The 14390-nt window shown below is 59.8% G+C and carries 14 protein-coding genes; 7 read left to right on the top strand and 7 right to left on the bottom strand.

What is annotated here, in order from left to right; translation table 11 throughout:
- The first annotated feature begins 50 nt into the window (after nucleotides 1-50).
- Together ED655_RS13135 and ED655_RS13130 are read left to right on the top strand one after the other, a co-directional pair.
- Nucleotides 51-1583 carry a peptide MFS transporter gene (locus ED655_RS13135; protein ID WP_122050548.1) on the top strand — a complete coding sequence of 511 codons (1533 nt, stop codon included), beginning with the start codon at nucleotides 51-53 and terminating at the stop codon, nucleotides 1581-1583.
- 325 nt (nucleotides 1584-1908) lie between these two features.
- On the top strand, nucleotides 1909-2625 hold the full coding sequence (locus ED655_RS13130; protein WP_162993522.1) for a POTRA domain-containing protein: 717 nt from the start codon (nucleotides 1909-1911) through the stop codon (nucleotides 2623-2625).
- Between the two features lie 81 nt (nucleotides 2626-2706).
- Here ED655_RS13130 and ED655_RS13125 read toward each other — a convergent pair whose 3' ends face one another.
- The 3 genes from ED655_RS13125 to ED655_RS13115 are packed head-to-tail and all read right to left on the bottom strand — an operon-like array spanning nucleotide 2707 to nucleotide 5268.
- Complete coding sequence (locus tag ED655_RS13125) at nucleotides 2707-3294, bottom strand: DUF1643 domain-containing protein (protein ID WP_122050546.1); 588 nt, start codon at nucleotides 3292-3294, stop codon at nucleotides 2707-2709.
- Between the two features lie 38 nt (nucleotides 3295-3332).
- Nucleotides 3333-3899: a peroxiredoxin gene (locus ED655_RS13120; protein ID WP_122050545.1), complete on the bottom strand. Its 567-nt coding sequence runs from the start codon at nucleotides 3897-3899 to the stop codon at nucleotides 3333-3335.
- Nucleotides 3900-3921: 22 nt separating this feature from the next.
- On the bottom strand, nucleotides 3922-5268 hold the full coding sequence (locus ED655_RS13115; RefSeq protein WP_122050585.1) for a transglycosylase SLT domain-containing protein: 1347 nt from the start codon (nucleotides 5266-5268) through the stop codon (nucleotides 3922-3924).
- A 246-nt stretch (nucleotides 5269-5514) separates the two neighbouring features.
- Between ED655_RS13115 and ED655_RS13110 the strand changes: the two genes are divergently transcribed.
- On the top strand, nucleotides 5515-6312 hold the full coding sequence (locus ED655_RS13110) for an ABC transporter permease (RefSeq protein ID WP_122050544.1): 798 nt from the start codon (nucleotides 5515-5517) through the stop codon (nucleotides 6310-6312).
- 5 nt (nucleotides 6313-6317) lie between these two features.
- A complete protein-coding gene (locus tag ED655_RS13105) occupies nucleotides 6318-7094 on the top strand; it encodes an ABC transporter ATP-binding protein (RefSeq protein WP_122050543.1) in 777 nt (258 codons plus the stop codon).
- 103 nt (nucleotides 7095-7197) lie between these two features.
- Here ED655_RS13105 and ED655_RS13100 read toward each other — a convergent pair whose 3' ends face one another.
- Entirely contained in the window at nucleotides 7198-8112 is a 915-nt protein-coding gene (locus ED655_RS13100) for a class I fructose-bisphosphate aldolase (protein ID WP_122040136.1), read from the bottom strand.
- Between the two features lie 251 nt (nucleotides 8113-8363).
- Here ED655_RS13100 and ED655_RS13095 point away from each other — a divergent pair, with 251 nt between their 5' ends.
- The 3 genes from ED655_RS13095 to ED655_RS13085 are packed head-to-tail and all read left to right on the top strand — an operon-like array spanning nucleotide 8364 to nucleotide 10736.
- On the top strand, nucleotides 8364-9794 hold the full coding sequence (locus ED655_RS13095) for an amidohydrolase family protein (RefSeq protein ID WP_122050584.1): 1431 nt from the start codon (nucleotides 8364-8366) through the stop codon (nucleotides 9792-9794).
- Nucleotides 9791-10132 (top strand): hypothetical protein, encoded by a 342-nt coding sequence (locus ED655_RS13090; protein ID WP_122050542.1) that lies wholly within the window; start codon nucleotides 9791-9793, stop codon nucleotides 10130-10132. The genes ED655_RS13095 and ED655_RS13090 overlap by 4 nt, the downstream gene beginning before the upstream one ends.
- 13 nt (nucleotides 10133-10145) lie before the next feature.
- On the top strand, nucleotides 10146-10736 hold the full coding sequence (locus ED655_RS13085; protein WP_122050541.1) for a molybdenum cofactor guanylyltransferase: 591 nt from the start codon (nucleotides 10146-10148) through the stop codon (nucleotides 10734-10736).
- On the opposite strand, the gene ED655_RS13080 is transcribed toward ED655_RS13085, so the two are convergent.
- The 3 genes from ED655_RS13080 to ED655_RS13070 are packed head-to-tail and all read right to left on the bottom strand — an operon-like array spanning nucleotide 10737 to nucleotide 14355.
- A complete protein-coding gene (locus ED655_RS13080; RefSeq protein WP_122050540.1) occupies nucleotides 10737-11231 on the bottom strand; it encodes a nitrate reductase associated protein in 495 nt (164 codons plus the stop codon). It abuts the gene before it with no gap.
- Complete coding sequence (gene fdhD / locus ED655_RS13075; protein ID WP_122050539.1) at nucleotides 11228-12079, bottom strand: formate dehydrogenase accessory sulfurtransferase FdhD; 852 nt, start codon at nucleotides 12077-12079, stop codon at nucleotides 11228-11230. The genes ED655_RS13080 and fdhD overlap by 4 nt, the downstream gene beginning before the upstream one ends.
- Nucleotides 12076-14355 carry an FdhF/YdeP family oxidoreductase gene (locus ED655_RS13070; RefSeq protein ID WP_122050538.1) on the bottom strand — a complete coding sequence of 760 codons (2280 nt, stop codon included), beginning with the start codon at nucleotides 14353-14355 and terminating at the stop codon, nucleotides 12076-12078. Before ED655_RS13070 ends, fdhD begins: the two co-directional genes overlap by 4 nt.
- Between the last annotated feature and the right edge of the window lie 35 nt (nucleotides 14356-14390).

Raw genomic sequence — 14390 nt, 5'->3', positions numbered from 1 at the left:
GTGATATCTCGGGTCCACTGATCTGATTTCTTGACCCGGACCCCCCCCTCATGAGCGCATCCTCTCTCACGGAGCTTCCGACGCGACGACAGGCCTTCTCGGTCGTCTTCGCGATCGAACTCTGGGAACGTTTTGGCTATTACGGCATGCAGGCCGTACTGACGCTCTATCTGGTTCAGCGTCTGGGGCTGAGCGACGTGGCAGCCAATGTCATGATCGCCGCCTTTGTTGGTCTTACCTACATCACCCCGGTTCTTGGTGGCTTTGCCGGCGATCGCATCCTTGGCCCGAGGCGCACCATGCTGATGGGCGCCTTTGCCTTGGTCTTCGGTTATGCGGCGCTGGCGCTTGCTGACCAGCATCGCTCATTGCTGTTTTTCGCAATGGCCCTGATCTCGGCAGGGAATGGCCTGTTCAAGCCCAATGCGGCCAATCTGGTACGTCGTATCTATGAAGGCGACGACGCCGCGCTCGATGCCGCGTTCACCATCTATTACATGTCGGTCAATGTGGGCTCGACCGTCTCAATGCTCATCACCCCGCTGCTGCAGGATCGCTATGGACCTGCAAGCGCCTTCCTGACCTGTTCGGGCGGGCTTGTCGTGGGTCTGGCCTATTATTTCTGGCGTCGCCGCTGGATCCATCACGCTGGCTCAGCGCTGGATCAGGGGCCCTTCCAGCTCAAACCGTTTCTGACGGTGTTTGGCGGGTTTGTGCTGGCCGTGCTCGTGCTGACAGGCATCATCGCGAGCCCCGGTATCGCGCGGCTCTGCGTCTGGTGTGCCACGGCGGCCATCGCCTTCCTGTGGGGGCGTCTCTACTGGCGCTCGGGCAATGCAGCCCGACCCGGTTTGCGCCTGACCTTCCTGCTCTGTCTGGAGAGCATGGCCTATCTGATTTTCTATCAGCAGATGATGACATCGCTCACGCTGTTTGCGCTGCGCGCTGTCGATGGTGATCTTCGTATCGGTGGCGTCACCCTGGTGCATCTCAGCGCTGGCCAGTTCCAGGCGCTCAACCCGATCTGGATCATGCTGGCGAGCCCGGTTCTGGCAGCGCTGTATAACCGTCTGGCCCGTCAGGGACGCGACCTGTCCCTTGCGCACAAGATGGTGCTTGGCTTCGGCCTCGTGACGCTGGGCTTTCTCATCTGGTGGATTGCCGCTTCTCACGCCCAGCCTCTGGTTTCGGCTTGGGTCATGGTTCTGGGTTACGGTCTGATCTCGATTGCCGAGCTTCTGACCATGGCGCTGGGGCTGGCGATTATCGCTCGCTACACCCTGCCCGAAAGCAGTGGCTTCATGATGGGGTCGCTCTATTTGCTATGGGGCGTGGCCATGTACGCCGGCAGTCTGGTTGCCAATTTCGCGGCGGCCACGGGCACCCCGGCGACGGGTGCTGCTGCGGCGGCGCTCTATGTGCCTCTCTTCCGCGATCTGTTCGTGGCAGGGTTGATCCTGACGGGTGTTCTCGTATGCCTCTTGCCGCTGGCGAAGCGCTGGGATCGTGAGCATGTTCTGGCGACAGGACTGCACGCCAATCCTGATGCCCGACCCGCCATGCCTGCCGAAATGGAAGGCTAGTCTTCCCCGGGCAGGGCGGTCTCTCTGGGCCGCCTCGACCCGCAGCTGTGATCCTGTTTTGCAGGTCGCAGGGGACGGCAGGAGCATTTGATGCTTTGCCGCAGTGTATCGTTTCTACTCCCCGGCAGAGGCGCTTCTTTGTCACCCGGTTATGGGTGCAAGGCCGAAACGTGCCGTTCTTTTGCTCTTGAGAGCGGGCGTTTCTCGCAAGCGCCCCTTGCTCTCGACACGCCGCCTCCGGCGCGTGCGAGGTCGAGTGCTGACAAGGCAACCTGATTCAGGCCCGTTTCCAACATCCTGATATCCCTGAACGATGAGAGGCAGAATGGCACCGCACGCGCGGGTTTTGCCAATTGCTTCGCATGATGCCTATGATCCTGCCGTTCAGAATGACCCTGTTCAGAAGGACGACAACATGAAGCCGAACTCCCGTCTCGCTCTCGCCGGTCTTGCTCTCATGGCCGGTACGGCAGCTCTGCCCTGCCTGCCCGTCACAGGGCTTGTTTCACCAGCATCGGCTGCCAGTGCCCCGGCTGCCGACGCACCGCTGACGCTCAAGATTCTCAAGGTTGAGGGCAACAAGGCCGTCTCGACTGACGAAATCATGGCAGCGCTCCCCTATCATGTGGGTGATACCGTCACGCGCGATCAGCTCGATGCAGGCGTGCAGAAAGTGGCGGATCTCTACAAGGCCAAGAACATGGGCGCCAAGTTCAGCGAGAAGGAGCGCTTTGTCAAAAACACGGTGCAGTTCTATCTGGTGATCGAAGAACAGGCACCGCAGGCCGCCGCAGCCCCCGCGCCGTTCGTGCTCGACAAGGTCGAGTTCGTTGGCAACAAGAAAGTGCCGACCGCCGAACTTGAGGCTGTGACGAAGCTGCGTCCTGGTGCCACTGTGACGGCAGAAGCCGCAACCGCTGATACACAAGCTATCCAGAAGGTCTATCAGAAGCATGATCTGGGCGTGCAGATCCAGCCAGTCGCCACCCAGCCCAATCACGACAACCATGTCGTGCTGACCTATCAGATCACCGAGAAGTAAGGCGATCCGATATCGTCTCTCGCTATAAACCGGTGCAGGGTGCCGCGGTACCCTGCCTGCCGGATCGCCCGACCCTTCCCGTCAAGGGGCGGGCTGACCATCCAGAGCCTTGAAGAAGGCTTCGTCCAGCCGGACCGGTGTCAGGGCAGACGGAAGGTAGAGGGGGTGCTCGGGTCGGCCTCCCTTGCTCAGCCTCAGAACGAACAGGGGGATCCCGGCGGCATGCAGGGTCTGCGCAACATGATTGCCGCGCGCCCGTAATGAAGGGTGGGTGGGTGAGCCATAGGCTAGTATCACCTTGTCGGCCTGCCGCGCCATATCGAGCAAAGCCGCATCATTGCCTGGCCCCACGGGATCGTCGACTTCAAGCAGACGCTTCTGGTCCGTGCAGCGATAGCCGAAGCTGTTGCCGACAAACATCGCGCCATACCCCCACTCGCGGGCGTAGCGCTGGCATTTGGCAACGGTCCGGTCATCGCCATACTCGGTGGCAACAGACGGGTTCATCATAAGCCACATGATGCTGGGCTTTTCCGGCGCCCATACCCTGTGCAGGCGGTAGCGGTAGCAGTCACCGGGGCCATCGTAGAGGGCGGTGCTGGTCACGTCACCCTGCAGGCGCAGGGGACGCGAAGCGCCAACATGGTGGGTCTTGGCTGAGAAGGTCATGAATGATCGGCCGCCCTGTGTTATGGGCGGCCCGGTCCTTACTTATGGCGATTTTTCATGGTGTCGGACTTGAACATCTTCAGAGCAGCCAGAGCCTTGCTGACATGGTTGCCGGGGGAGTCCGCGCTTATTGTTTCAATGATCTGCCCTTCAGGTGCGATCACATAGGTAATACGCTGCGCAATATCGAGCATGGGCATCTTGGCATCATACAGGCGCGTGACCTTGCCATCGGTATCAGAAGCCACAGGGAATTGACCCTTGATCTGGCTGACCGAGAAATCATCCAGTTTGTGGATGTTGTCCATCGACACGCCAATGACACTGGCTCCAAGTGCCTTGAACTGGGGCATGGCATCTGCAAAGCCATGCGCCTCGGCCGTGCAACCCTTGGTAAAGGCGGCCGGGTAGAAGTAAAGCACGACAGGGCCGTTCTTGAGAGCATCGTGCAGCGTATAGCTGGTTTCCTGGCCATTCTGCGTGGCGGGAAGCGTGAAATCCGGTGCTTCACCCCCCTGTTTCAACGCAGCGTGTGCGGAAGGGACCGCCGCCGCTATCGAGAGTGACAGGAGAGCGGCGGAAACGGGGATAAAACGGCGTTTCATGATGTCTCCACAGGGAGCAGGGTCAGAATGATGATCCCGGAGAGACGACGACGCAGGGTGTGTCGCGGCCCATTTTCCGGCAGGCGGCCACGGCATTGTCATGGGATAGATTGACCAGGCGCGCCCGATACAGATGCGCCCGGCCCGACTGCACCGTGGAAACCTGACTACGCGCACCGGAGAGCGAAGTTCCGGCGTGATTCTGGGCCTGAGCTACGGCGCGTGTGGCCTGCACGGCAGAATTATAGGCACCGACCTGAATGGCCCAGTTGCCGGGCGTAACGGTCGGAGCCGTGTGCATGACGGCAGATTGTCGCACGGAGCGGGGCGTCATGACCGCCAGAACGGGCTCGGCGGAGAGATGGCGGCTAACGGGAATGGGCTGTACGGGTGCCCGTCCCGCCCAGGCCTGGGCCACATTGTCAGGACTGGAATCCGTGGAAGACTCCGACGCCGAACTTGTCAGGCTTGCCATCTGGACAGGAGCGGCCGTGGGCGTTTGTACGATGCCTCGCGCTGCCCAGGCAGAGCTGACAGAAGCGCGAGCCGAACTGGGTGCAGGGGCTTCTGCCACCTGCATATCCTGCTGGTCGGCCTGGTAAGTCGCTGACTGGGCCTGACGACGCCAGGCTGCACGAACGGAGGCGGTCTCGCTGTCATTCTGGGCGACCATGGTTGAGGCCGAGGGGTCGTGCTGGGCAACAAGCAGATCGGCCGCAGAGCGGTTGCGTGGCCAGATCCCCGCAATCTGGGGGCCGACATGAGCGACATAGCGGCGTGTCTCACGGGGGAGGGCGCGTCCCCGGCGAAGATAGGAGTCCAGGCTGCCTGGACCGTCATTATAGGCTGCCAGAAAGCCCGGAGACCCATAGATGTCATACATCTGACGGATATAGGCCGTACCTGCCATGATATTATCATGGGGGTCATACGCATCGTCACCCAGGCTATATTGCGTGCGCATGTCATCATAGGTGGGTGGCATGAGCTGCATGAGCCCCATCGCGCCTGGCGCAGATGTCGTGAACTGGCCGTTCCGGTCATATAGCCGCCCGCCGGATTCCTGCATCATGACAGAACGAATCCATGTCGTAGGCACGTCGAAACGCTGTGAGGCTTCCTCGATGTAAGGGCCCCATGGGTCATCTGCCGGTCCAGGCGGCGCATAATAGGACTTGGCGCGCTCGCGGTAATGCGCGGCTTCCTGGGCGACAGGGACTTGCGGTCGCTGGGCTGTGCTGGCGCAAGCGCTCAGAAGCACGGCTATCCCCGTGATTGCCAGTATGTTCCTCGGTGGCATCCCCACATGACGGGACCGGCCTGGTTCAGCTTTGCCAGCCTGGATGGTCGAGTGACGGGGAGGGGCCATGATGGATTTCACCTGATGCAACCGAGTGTGATCCGTAATATGGGGCGGGAATGAGGCAAAACTACGGAGTGCGATAAGAGAAAGAAAGCGAAAAATGGTGTTATCGCGTGGCCTGGGAAGATTCGGCGCCGGCTGTTGCGCCGCTGTTGCGAAAACGGGTGTGATCCGCTACGCGAATTGTCCAGCGCAAAGCGTATTTTCAGGCGCCTGTCCCATAAAGAGACCGTAAGCAATTCCCGGAGAGACATGAGCCAGCGTCGTTATGCCCTCGCATTGGAAGATATAGTTTCAGGGCTGCGCATGTGGCGGCTGGCAGCTACTCTCGGGTGGACCGATATTCGACTGCGTTATCGAGGTTCGGTGCTTGGTCCGTTCTGGCTCACCCTCTCGGCCCTTATCATGGTCGCCTCCATGGGGGTGATCTATGCGCGCATCTTTCAAATGGTGCTTCGTGATTATCTGCCTTTCCTGTCACTTTCCCTCGCTCTCTGGCAGGTCGGTCTATCAAGTCTGCTGATGGAATCCTGCACCTGCTTCGTTGAGGCGGAGGGAACGATTCATGCCATGAAGCTGCCCTATACGCTTCATGCCATCAGGCTGCTGGTACGTAATCTGATCGTTTTCGCTCACAGCATCATCGTGCCGATCGGTGTCTTTATCCTTTATGGTGCATGGCCGGGTCTGATCAGTATCGCAGCGCTGCCCGGGCTCGTCTTGTGGACGCTGAACGGTTATGCTGCCTGTCTGCTTCTGGGGCCGTTCTGTGCACGTTTTCGCGACATCACCTCCGTTGTGGGGGCCTTCATGCAGATCGCGTTCTATGTCACGCCGATCATCTGGCAGCCGACCCAGCTGGGTCCGCGCAGCCGATATCTGATTTTCAACCCGTTCTACGATCTTCTTGAAATGGTACGCGGTCCGATTCTGGGGCATCTCCCCAGTCCGAGCGTTGTCGCTGTCTCCTGCGGGGTCAGTCTTGTATGGTGCCTGCTCGGCTTTCTGACATTCGTCAGAACGCGTGAGCGTCTTGCGTTCTGGGTGTAAGAACGATGTCTTCCATTACCCTGCGGGATTACTCCCTTATCTATCCCATGTTCCATGGCAGTGCGCGATCGTTCAAGAAAAGTCTCTTCAAGGGCGTTCGGCAGAAGATCCAGAGCCGCCAGGCCGTGGGCGGCAGCATCGTCAGCCAGGACGATACGACAATCATCGTGGCTCTTGATGCGATCTCGCTGTCCATCACGGCTGGCGAGCGTGTCGGCCTGATCGGCCATAACGGTGCAGGGAAGTCGACCCTGCTCAGGGCGCTCGCCGGAATCTATGAGTCCTCGATCGGCCAGTTTGACGTGCAAGGTGAGGTTCATGCGCTTCTGAGCCCGCAGGCCGGGATGAATCCCGAGCTGACAGGGCGGGAGAATATCCGCCTGTATGCCCGTGTACTCGGCATGAACAAGCAGGAAACCCTGACCCTGGAAAAGGATGTCGAGGCTTTCGCGGAACTGGGTGCCTTTCTCGATTTGCCGGTCAGACATTATTCTTCAGGCATGATTGTCCGTCTGGGCTTTGGTCTGGCCACATCGCCGCGCCCAGACATCCTGCTCATGGATGAATGGTTCATGGCAGGGGATAGTCATTTCCAGAAGAAGGCTCATGACAGACTTGCGCGCCTGATCGAATACGTTCGCATCCTCGTCGTTACGTCGCATTCCCTTCCCATCCTGGAAAAGTGGTGCACGCGCATCATCTGGATGGAAGGAGGCCGTATCAGGATGGATGGTGCGCCTGACACAATAATCGAGGCGTACAAGTCAGCGGGGCAGGGCTGAGGGTAAGGTTCCCGCAGCTGCGCCGGGAACCACGAAGGATATCCTGCGATGGTGGCCTTTCAGACGGTCTTGTCGAAAGGCCGCCGCCACAGTCAGGGGGCCTTCAGCTTTTGAAAATGCCCGTGATGGTCGACAGAAGCGAAAGAGCCTCCTCACGCGGGCGCTGGAATGTGTTGCGGCCGATGATCGAGCCAAACCCGCCGCCCGCATGGATGCCGCGGATGGTGTCCAGCAGGGCCTCGGTGCTCTCATGTTCACCGCCCGAGAAGATCACGATGCGACGCCCGGCGAAGGTTGACTGTACGACGTGGCGCACACGAGCCTCCATGGTCGAGATGTCGATCTTCTGATCGAGATAGACCTTTTTGGCTGCCGGCAAGGAAAGCGCGTCTGTCGGAGGTTTGACCTTGATGATGTGCGCCCCGCATTCAGCGGCCATATGCGCTGCATAGGCGCAGATATCGATGGCGGTTTCGCCAGCCTTGTCCAGCATCGGGCCGCGTGGGTAACTCCAGACGATGACAACAAGACCAGCGGCCTTCGCCTCTTGGGCCAGTTCACGCAGTTCGTTCATCTGATCGAAGCAGTATTCGCTGCCGGGATAGATGGTGAAGCCGATGGCCGAGCAGCCCAGCCGCAGGGCATCGGCAACCGTGCCGGTGACGGCCTGGTTCTTCTCGGTGGCCAGCGAGTTCGAGCTGTTGCATTTGAGGATGAGCGGCAACTGACCGGCAAAGGTCGAAGCACCAGCCTCAAGCATCCCGAGGGGAGCTGCAAAAGCATTAAGTCCGGCTTCGATCGCCAGCGAAAAATGATAATGCGGGTCATAGGCCGGAGGGTTTGCTGCAAAGGAGCGGGCGGGTCCGTGTTCGAATCCCTGATCGACGGGCAGAATGACAAGTTTGCCGGTGCCAGCCAGAACGCCCGTGTTCATCAGACGGACAAGATTGGCCTTGGTGCCGGGATTATCTGACTCGTAATTGGCAAGAATCGCTTTGACCTGCGGCGTAAGTGACATGAAACGCTCCTGTTTTACTGTCATGCCCGTCATTTTCGAGTTTCCGGGCGACCATCATACCGCTGTTTAACTGATGCGCGGGCGCTCCGTTTCTTTCGCAGAGCCAACAACGCTTCACAGATGCGATATCGTTTGCACGGGCAATGGATCCTGTGCCGCTCTGCCGCGTTCGGGAGGTGGCTTCAAATGGCCTGTATGCCACCCGGATTGTCGCGGCGTGGCGGGCCTCTGAGGGCGATAAAGGAGCTTTCATGCGATATTCCGGTCAGGTCCCGCTATCACCGGTCAGGCGCAGTCGGCTCGCGGTTCCAGCGGTTTCCCTCATCGCTGCCCTTGGTGTGTCGTTTGCCAGCGGCGAACCGGCCCAGGCCCAGCCGGTTGCGCTGATCCACGCCCGTGTTGTCGATGGGACAGGCGCGCCGGCACGCACCGATCTCGCAATGGTGGTCGATCATGGTCAGATCATAGGCCTGGCCACGACACCGCCCGCGGGCGTCAGGATCATCGACCTTCAGGGCAAGACAATCATGCCCGCGTTGATCAGTGACCACAGTCATGTCGGGCTGGTGGACGGGATGAGTGCAGCGTCGGCCAACTACACACGCGCCAATATCCTGGCAGCGCTCAACCAGTACATACGCTACGGGGTCCTGACCGTGACGTCGCTCGGGTTGAACAAATCCCCCCTGTTCGATCAGCTGCGTCACGAGCAGCATGAAGGGGCCAATGAGGGGGCTGATCTTTTCGGTGTCGATCAGGGTATAGGTGCACCTGCCGGGATGCCGCCTGAAGCCATGATTGATGGCATGGGGCGTGACCAGATTTTCCGCCCGTCCACCCCGCAACAGGCGCGACAGGCTGTGGACCGGATGGCCGATGAGGGGACGGATTTCGTCAAGATCTGGCTCGATGATCTGCGTCTGACCAACCCGGGCAAACCGCCCTTGCCACTGCTCGGCGCGTCTGTCTGGGATGCAGCCATCAAGGAGGCCCACCGACGCCATCTGCGCGTGGCGGTCCATATTCACGATCTGGATCTCGCCAAAACGGCCCTCCAACATGGGGCCGATATTCTGGCGCATGGTGTGCGGGACAAGCCGGTCGATCAGGGCTTCATCACCCAGATCAGATCCACCGGAGCGTGGTATATCCCGACATTGTCGCTGGATGAGTCGACCTATTATTTTGCCGAGCATCCGGAGACACTGGGGCAGCCTGTCGCACATGATGCCATGTCGCCGGCCCTTCGCGACAGGATTGCCGATGAGCAATGGCGCAAGGATAGTCTGGCGAAACCTTCGGTCAGCGCGGCGCGCGCAGCATTGGCAATGAACGAACGCAATGTTCTTGCCCTGTATCGTGCTGGAGCAAAGATCGGGTTTGGAACCGACTCAGGAGCGACGCCGCTTCGCCTGCCCGGCTACGCCGAGCATCGCGAGCTTGTCCTGCTTGTGCAGTCAGGCCTTACGCCGTTGCAGGCTATCAATCTGGCGACCCAGAAGGCAGCGGCTCTTCTGGGGCTGCAGGATCGTGGCGTGCTGGCTGTCGGGAAACGAGCTGACTTCCTTGTCATTGACGGCGCGCCAGACCGCACCATATCTGACATCGACCTGATTTCTCAGGTCTGGCAGCGCGGCATGCCGGTCTCGGACGGGCTCGTCGCTAAAGGGAAGACACCATGATTCGTCATTTCGGGTCAAAGCGTATTCTGGGGGTAGCCCTTTCGGCGCTCTCTCTGGCTGCCCCCTCGCTTGCGTTCGCGCAGCAAGGCCCGGCACCCCACCGCTATGCGGACGGGACTGGCAACAACATGATTGAGCAGCTGAATTCATCCCAGCTGAACAACAATTACAAGGGGCCGTATTACAACCGCGGAGAGGCGCCACCGCCGTTCAGGCCCGTGCAGGTGCAGCCACCGCCGCCGCCGCCACCCCCTGTACGCCCGCACAGGCATCATTATCGCCCGCACCCGGTACCTCCCGGACCCATTCAACCCGTTTCCCCCGGCGGTCCACGCTGAGCAGGTCCTGCCCATGACCCCTGCTGTCATTCTGGCAGGGGGACAAGGCAGTCGGCTGGGGTATCGGGACAAGGCGCTCATCCCAGCCGGGAGGGGGGCTCTGATCGATCAGCTCCTTAACCGGTTACGGCCCCAGACCGGTCTGGTTGCGCTCTCGACACGACGCGATTGCGAAACAGCCTATGGCCGCAACCTGACGCAGCTTCAGGATCGACATACCGAGGCAGGCCCTCTCTCCGGTGTGCTTGCGGCACTTGAATGGGCACAGGATCTTGGCGAGACGGCCGTATTGACCGTGCCAGTGGATACAGCTTTTGTCCCGAACGATCTCGTCAGACGGCTGGAAGCGCCGCCCTGTTGTGCCATGAGCCGAGGTCGCATCCATCCTCTTGTTGCGCTGTGGCCCGTATCGTCTCTGCCCCTGTTGGATGACTACCTGAGCGCGGGCGTGGCATCCGGCGATCACCGTCAACTGGCCGTCTGGAACTTTGCGCGACGCATTAACATGACCCCCATCCCCTTTGATGATGAGGGGCCGGATCCTTTCTTCAACGTGAATACGCCCGATGATCTGCTGGCTCTGACAACGCTTCTTGACGCGTGATTAAGCGGGCTCAGTTGTCAACAGCCCGAACTCACGCATTGCCGGAACGAAATTCTCGTTTTCATGGCGTGAGCGGGCAAGCTTGACCAAGGCGAAGCGTTGCAGCGACGTCAGCGAGCCCCATGCCTCGCGTGTCGGCGGAGAGACTCCATCTGAAGCGGCCTGCTGAAGGACACAGTCAGGAATCGCCGCGCTATCACGCCAGAGATGATCCTCATTTGCCGGAAGGGGCTTGGGTGGCGCGTCACAGCGTTGCGCGATAAGGGACAGAAGATGAGCGTGATAGCGGTTTTGCTCGTCTGGCGTGACGCAGGCGCGTTCCAGTAAATCACGACGTTCGTCCGGAAGAAACTGGCTCCATTGGCGCAGGCTTAGCTTGATACCTGTCAGATCGAGCTTCATTCGCACGCACATCGGTATGCAACGTAACGATCCTGCAAAATCCTGCTCGAAACCGAAAATTTCCTGTGAAGCTGGTGAGGAGCTGGGTGTCATGTGGTCATCATTTCCAGAGTTTCGGGTCTGACAAGGCGATGGCCGCCGCAGAATACAGAGAAGCGATCCCGCCGCGCATTGCCGATCAGGGTCATATCTGCCTTGCGGGCAATCTGGATGGCGCGATCGGTTGGAGAGGAGACCGCGACCAGTGTCGAGATACCCAGGGTCAGTGCTTTTTCAACCATTTCGTATGAGCAACGGCTGGTCAGCAGGCAAAAGCCTCGTCCCGGATCCCTTGGTGACTGGCTTAGTATGCCGATCAGCTTGTCCAGCGCGTTATGACGCCCGACATCCTCACGCACGTAATGGATGATGCCATCGGGGGAGGCCCAGGCCGCAGCATGCACCATATGAACCTGCTGGTTCAGGACCTGCTGGTCTGGCAGGGCATTGAGCGCCGCGCGTATGGATGACACCGGGATACTATGCGCAGGCAGGCTCGGTGTTGCGGTGGCAATATCGTCCAGCGAGGTCACGCCGCAAAGCCCGCACGAACTGCCCCCGGTCAACAGGCGCTGACCCCGACGGATCAATCGGCTGAAATCGGCACCGGTGATGCGTATATGCGCCGTGAGCTGTTCCTCATGACGTTCGATATGGCAGGAGATCATATCGCTCGGCGCAGCAATGATCTTCTCGGTAAGCACGAAACCGAGCACGAAATCATGCAGATCAAGCGGTGTCACCATCATGACCGCATGAACATGGAATTCATTGAAAATCAGGGTGAGCGGTATCTCTTCGGCAATGCCAAGCTCGATCCGCTCCTGATCGCCCTCGGGGCCAATTTCGATGGCGTGGCGCAGCACATGGGCCGCTGCAAGACTATCCGGTCTCGTGGTCATGATGTCCCCTCCGCGAGGAAAACACGCACCGGGATCGATTTGGCAGCGGGTGTGCCACTGATCTCGTCGAAATGGTTGAGAGGCAGCAAGGGGTTGAGTTCGGGGTAGTAGCCCGCAATTGCGCCGCGCGGCATGGGATAGGCCACCGCCACGAGATCGTTCACGCGGCGATGGATGCCGTCTGTCGAGATCGTTTCCAGGCTGACAACCATTTCCTGCGTAATGCCGCGCTCTTCCATGTCCTCATCATTCATGAACACGACCATGCGGGTGTTGTAGATGCCCCGATAGCGATCATTCATGCTGTAGATGGTCGTGTTGAACTGGTCATGAGAGCGTATGGTGGAAAGACGCAGCATGTCAGGATCATCGACCGCATCATCGACGGCGAGGCCCGGAAAGAGCAGGAACTGTGCCTTTCCGGTCGGGGTTTTCCACGCGCGACGACGCGGCGGAATGTCGAGATGAAACCCTTGAGGGTTGCGTATGCGCGCGTTGAAATCGGCATAGATGTCGGGATAGACCGCCGCAATTTTGTCGCGGATCAGACTGTAATCAGTCGGGAACAATGCCCATGGGATGGTGCTGTCGGGTAGAGTGGCTTGTGCCATGCCACAGACAATGGCGACTTCCGAAAGCAGGTCCGGGCTGGCGGGCTCGAGCACGCCGCGCGAGGCGGTGACGTTCGACATGGCGTCTTCGATCGTCACGAATTGCTCGCCGGTCGCCTGACGGTCAATCTCCGAGCGGGCCACGACCGGCAGGATGAGCGCATCGCGCCCGTGGACGATATGTCCTCTGTTGAGTTTGGTCGCGATACCCACGGTCAGGTCCAGACGGCGCATGGCCTCATAGGCGCGCGGTGTGTCGGGTATGGCATGCACGAAATTGCCGCCCATGCCGATAAAGACGCGGGCCGTACCGGCAAGCATTGCCTCGACCGAATCAACAGCATGATGGCCATGGTCCCGCGGAGGCTCGAAACCAAAGACATCGCGCAGCCGGTCGAGATAGACCTGGCTTGGCTTTTCATCGATGCCGACGGTGCGATCGCCCTGAACGTTGGAATGGCCCCTGATCGGCGCAATTCCTGCGCCCTTCTTGCCAAAGTTACCCCGCAGCATGAGAAAGGCCGCAATCTGCTGGATCATGCGGGCACCCTGCTGGTGCTGGGTAATGCCCATGCCAAAGCAGATGATCGTGGCATTCGACCGGGCATAGATGTCGGCTGCGCGCTCGATCTGGGCCTTGTCGATACCAGCAATACGCTCGATTTCCGCCCAGTCCTGCTGCATCACCTCCTGGCGCAGGGCCGCAAAACCTTCAGTGTGGGTGGTGATGAAGTCATGATCCAGCACGCTTTCGCCTGCCTGATCCCGCTCGAACAATGCCTTCATCATGCCCTTGAAGAAAGCGAGATCGCCGCCGATCCGGATATGAACAAATTCGGTCGCAATCGCTGTCGATCCCCCGGTTGCCATCTGCACGGCATCCTGTGGTTCAGTGAAGCGTATGAGCGATCGCTCCGGCATGGGATTGACCACAACGATCGGCACGTTGCGTTTGCGGGCATGGGCCAGAAGCCCCATCATGCGCGGTGAATTGGTGCCGGTATTCTGCCCGACAATGAAAATGGCCTCGGCATGGTCGAAATCATCCATGACCACTGTGCCCTTGCCAATGCCAATGGCACCCGGAAGGCCGCGACTTGTCGGCTCATGGCACATGTTGGAGCAGTCGGGGAAATTGTTCGTGCCATAGGCCCGCACAAAGACGGAATAGAGAAATGCTGCCTCGTTCGAGGTTCGTCCCGAGGTGTAGAATTCGGCCTGATGTGGCGAGGTAAGTCCCCGCAGATGCTGCCCGATCAGGGCGAAGGCTTCGGGCCAGCTGCACGGAACATAGTGATCCGTCTGGGCATCATAGCGCATGGGCTCCGTCAGGCGGCCCTGTTCCTCAAGCCAGTAATCGCTCTGTGCGGCAAGATCGCTGACGCTGTACTGCGCAAAAAACTCCCGTGTGACGCGTCGCTTGGTGGCCTCGACCGCCAGACCCTTCACACCGTTTTCGCAGAACTCGATCTTCTTGTGCCGCGTGGGGTCCGGAAAGGCGCAACTCGGACATTTGAAACCGCCCGGCTGGTTCATGGCCAGAAGCGCCCGCGATCCCTTGCCCACCACGCTCTGCTCCAGCAGGGCCTTGGCCGTTGCCTTGACCGCACCCCATCCACCCGCAGGATGGTGATAAGGGCGATAAACGGTCTTGCGTTCGGACATGGACGGGTCTCCGGTGAGGGGGCAGAACCTCATCT

The organism is Asaia bogorensis (assembly GCF_900465345.1).
GTDB classification, from domain to species: Bacteria; Pseudomonadota; Alphaproteobacteria; order Acetobacterales; family Acetobacteraceae; genus Asaia; species Asaia bogorensis_A.
The sequence above is the reverse complement of the archived record's forward strand: the minus strand, read 5'-3'. Positions and strand labels throughout refer to the sequence as shown.

Excerpts from the sequence above, each read along its gene's own strand:
- fdhD (WP_122050539.1), bottom strand. The coding sequence starts at position 12,079 with ATGACCACGAGACCGGATAGTCTTGCAGCGGCCCATGTGCTGCGCCAC.
- ED655_RS13085 (WP_122050541.1), top strand. The coding sequence starts at position 10,146 with ATGACCCCTGCTGTCATTCTGGCAGGGGGACAAGGCAGTCGGCTGGGG.
- ED655_RS13120 (WP_122050545.1), bottom strand. The coding sequence starts at position 3,899 with ATGAAACGCCGTTTTATCCCCGTTTCCGCCGCTCTCCTGTCACTCTCG.
- ED655_RS13130 (WP_162993522.1), top strand. The coding sequence starts at position 1,909 with ATGGCACCGCACGCGCGGGTTTTGCCAATTGCTTCGCATGATGCCTAT.
- ED655_RS13100 (WP_122040136.1), bottom strand. The coding sequence starts at position 8,112 with ATGTCACTTACGCCGCAGGTCAAAGCGATTCTTGCCAATTACGAGTCA.
- ED655_RS13135 (WP_122050548.1), top strand. The coding sequence starts at position 51 with ATGAGCGCATCCTCTCTCACGGAGCTTCCGACGCGACGACAGGCCTTC.
- ED655_RS13105 (WP_122050543.1), top strand. The coding sequence starts at position 6,318 with ATGTCTTCCATTACCCTGCGGGATTACTCCCTTATCTATCCCATGTTC.
- ED655_RS13080 (WP_122050540.1), bottom strand. The coding sequence starts at position 11,231 with ATGACACCCAGCTCCTCACCAGCTTCACAGGAAATTTTCGGTTTCGAG.
- ED655_RS13070 (WP_122050538.1), bottom strand. The coding sequence starts at position 14,355 with ATGTCCGAACGCAAGACCGTTTATCGCCCTTATCACCATCCTGCGGGT.
- ED655_RS13095 (WP_122050584.1), top strand. The coding sequence starts at position 8,364 with ATGCGATATTCCGGTCAGGTCCCGCTATCACCGGTCAGGCGCAGTCGG.
- ED655_RS13110 (WP_122050544.1), top strand. The coding sequence starts at position 5,515 with ATGAGCCAGCGTCGTTATGCCCTCGCATTGGAAGATATAGTTTCAGGG.
- ED655_RS13090 (WP_122050542.1), top strand. The coding sequence starts at position 9,791 with ATGATTCGTCATTTCGGGTCAAAGCGTATTCTGGGGGTAGCCCTTTCG.
- ED655_RS13115 (WP_122050585.1), bottom strand. The coding sequence starts at position 5,268 with ATGGCCCCTCCCCGTCACTCGACCATCCAGGCTGGCAAAGCTGAACCA.
- ED655_RS13125 (WP_122050546.1), bottom strand. The coding sequence starts at position 3,294 with ATGACCTTCTCAGCCAAGACCCACCATGTTGGCGCTTCGCGTCCCCTG.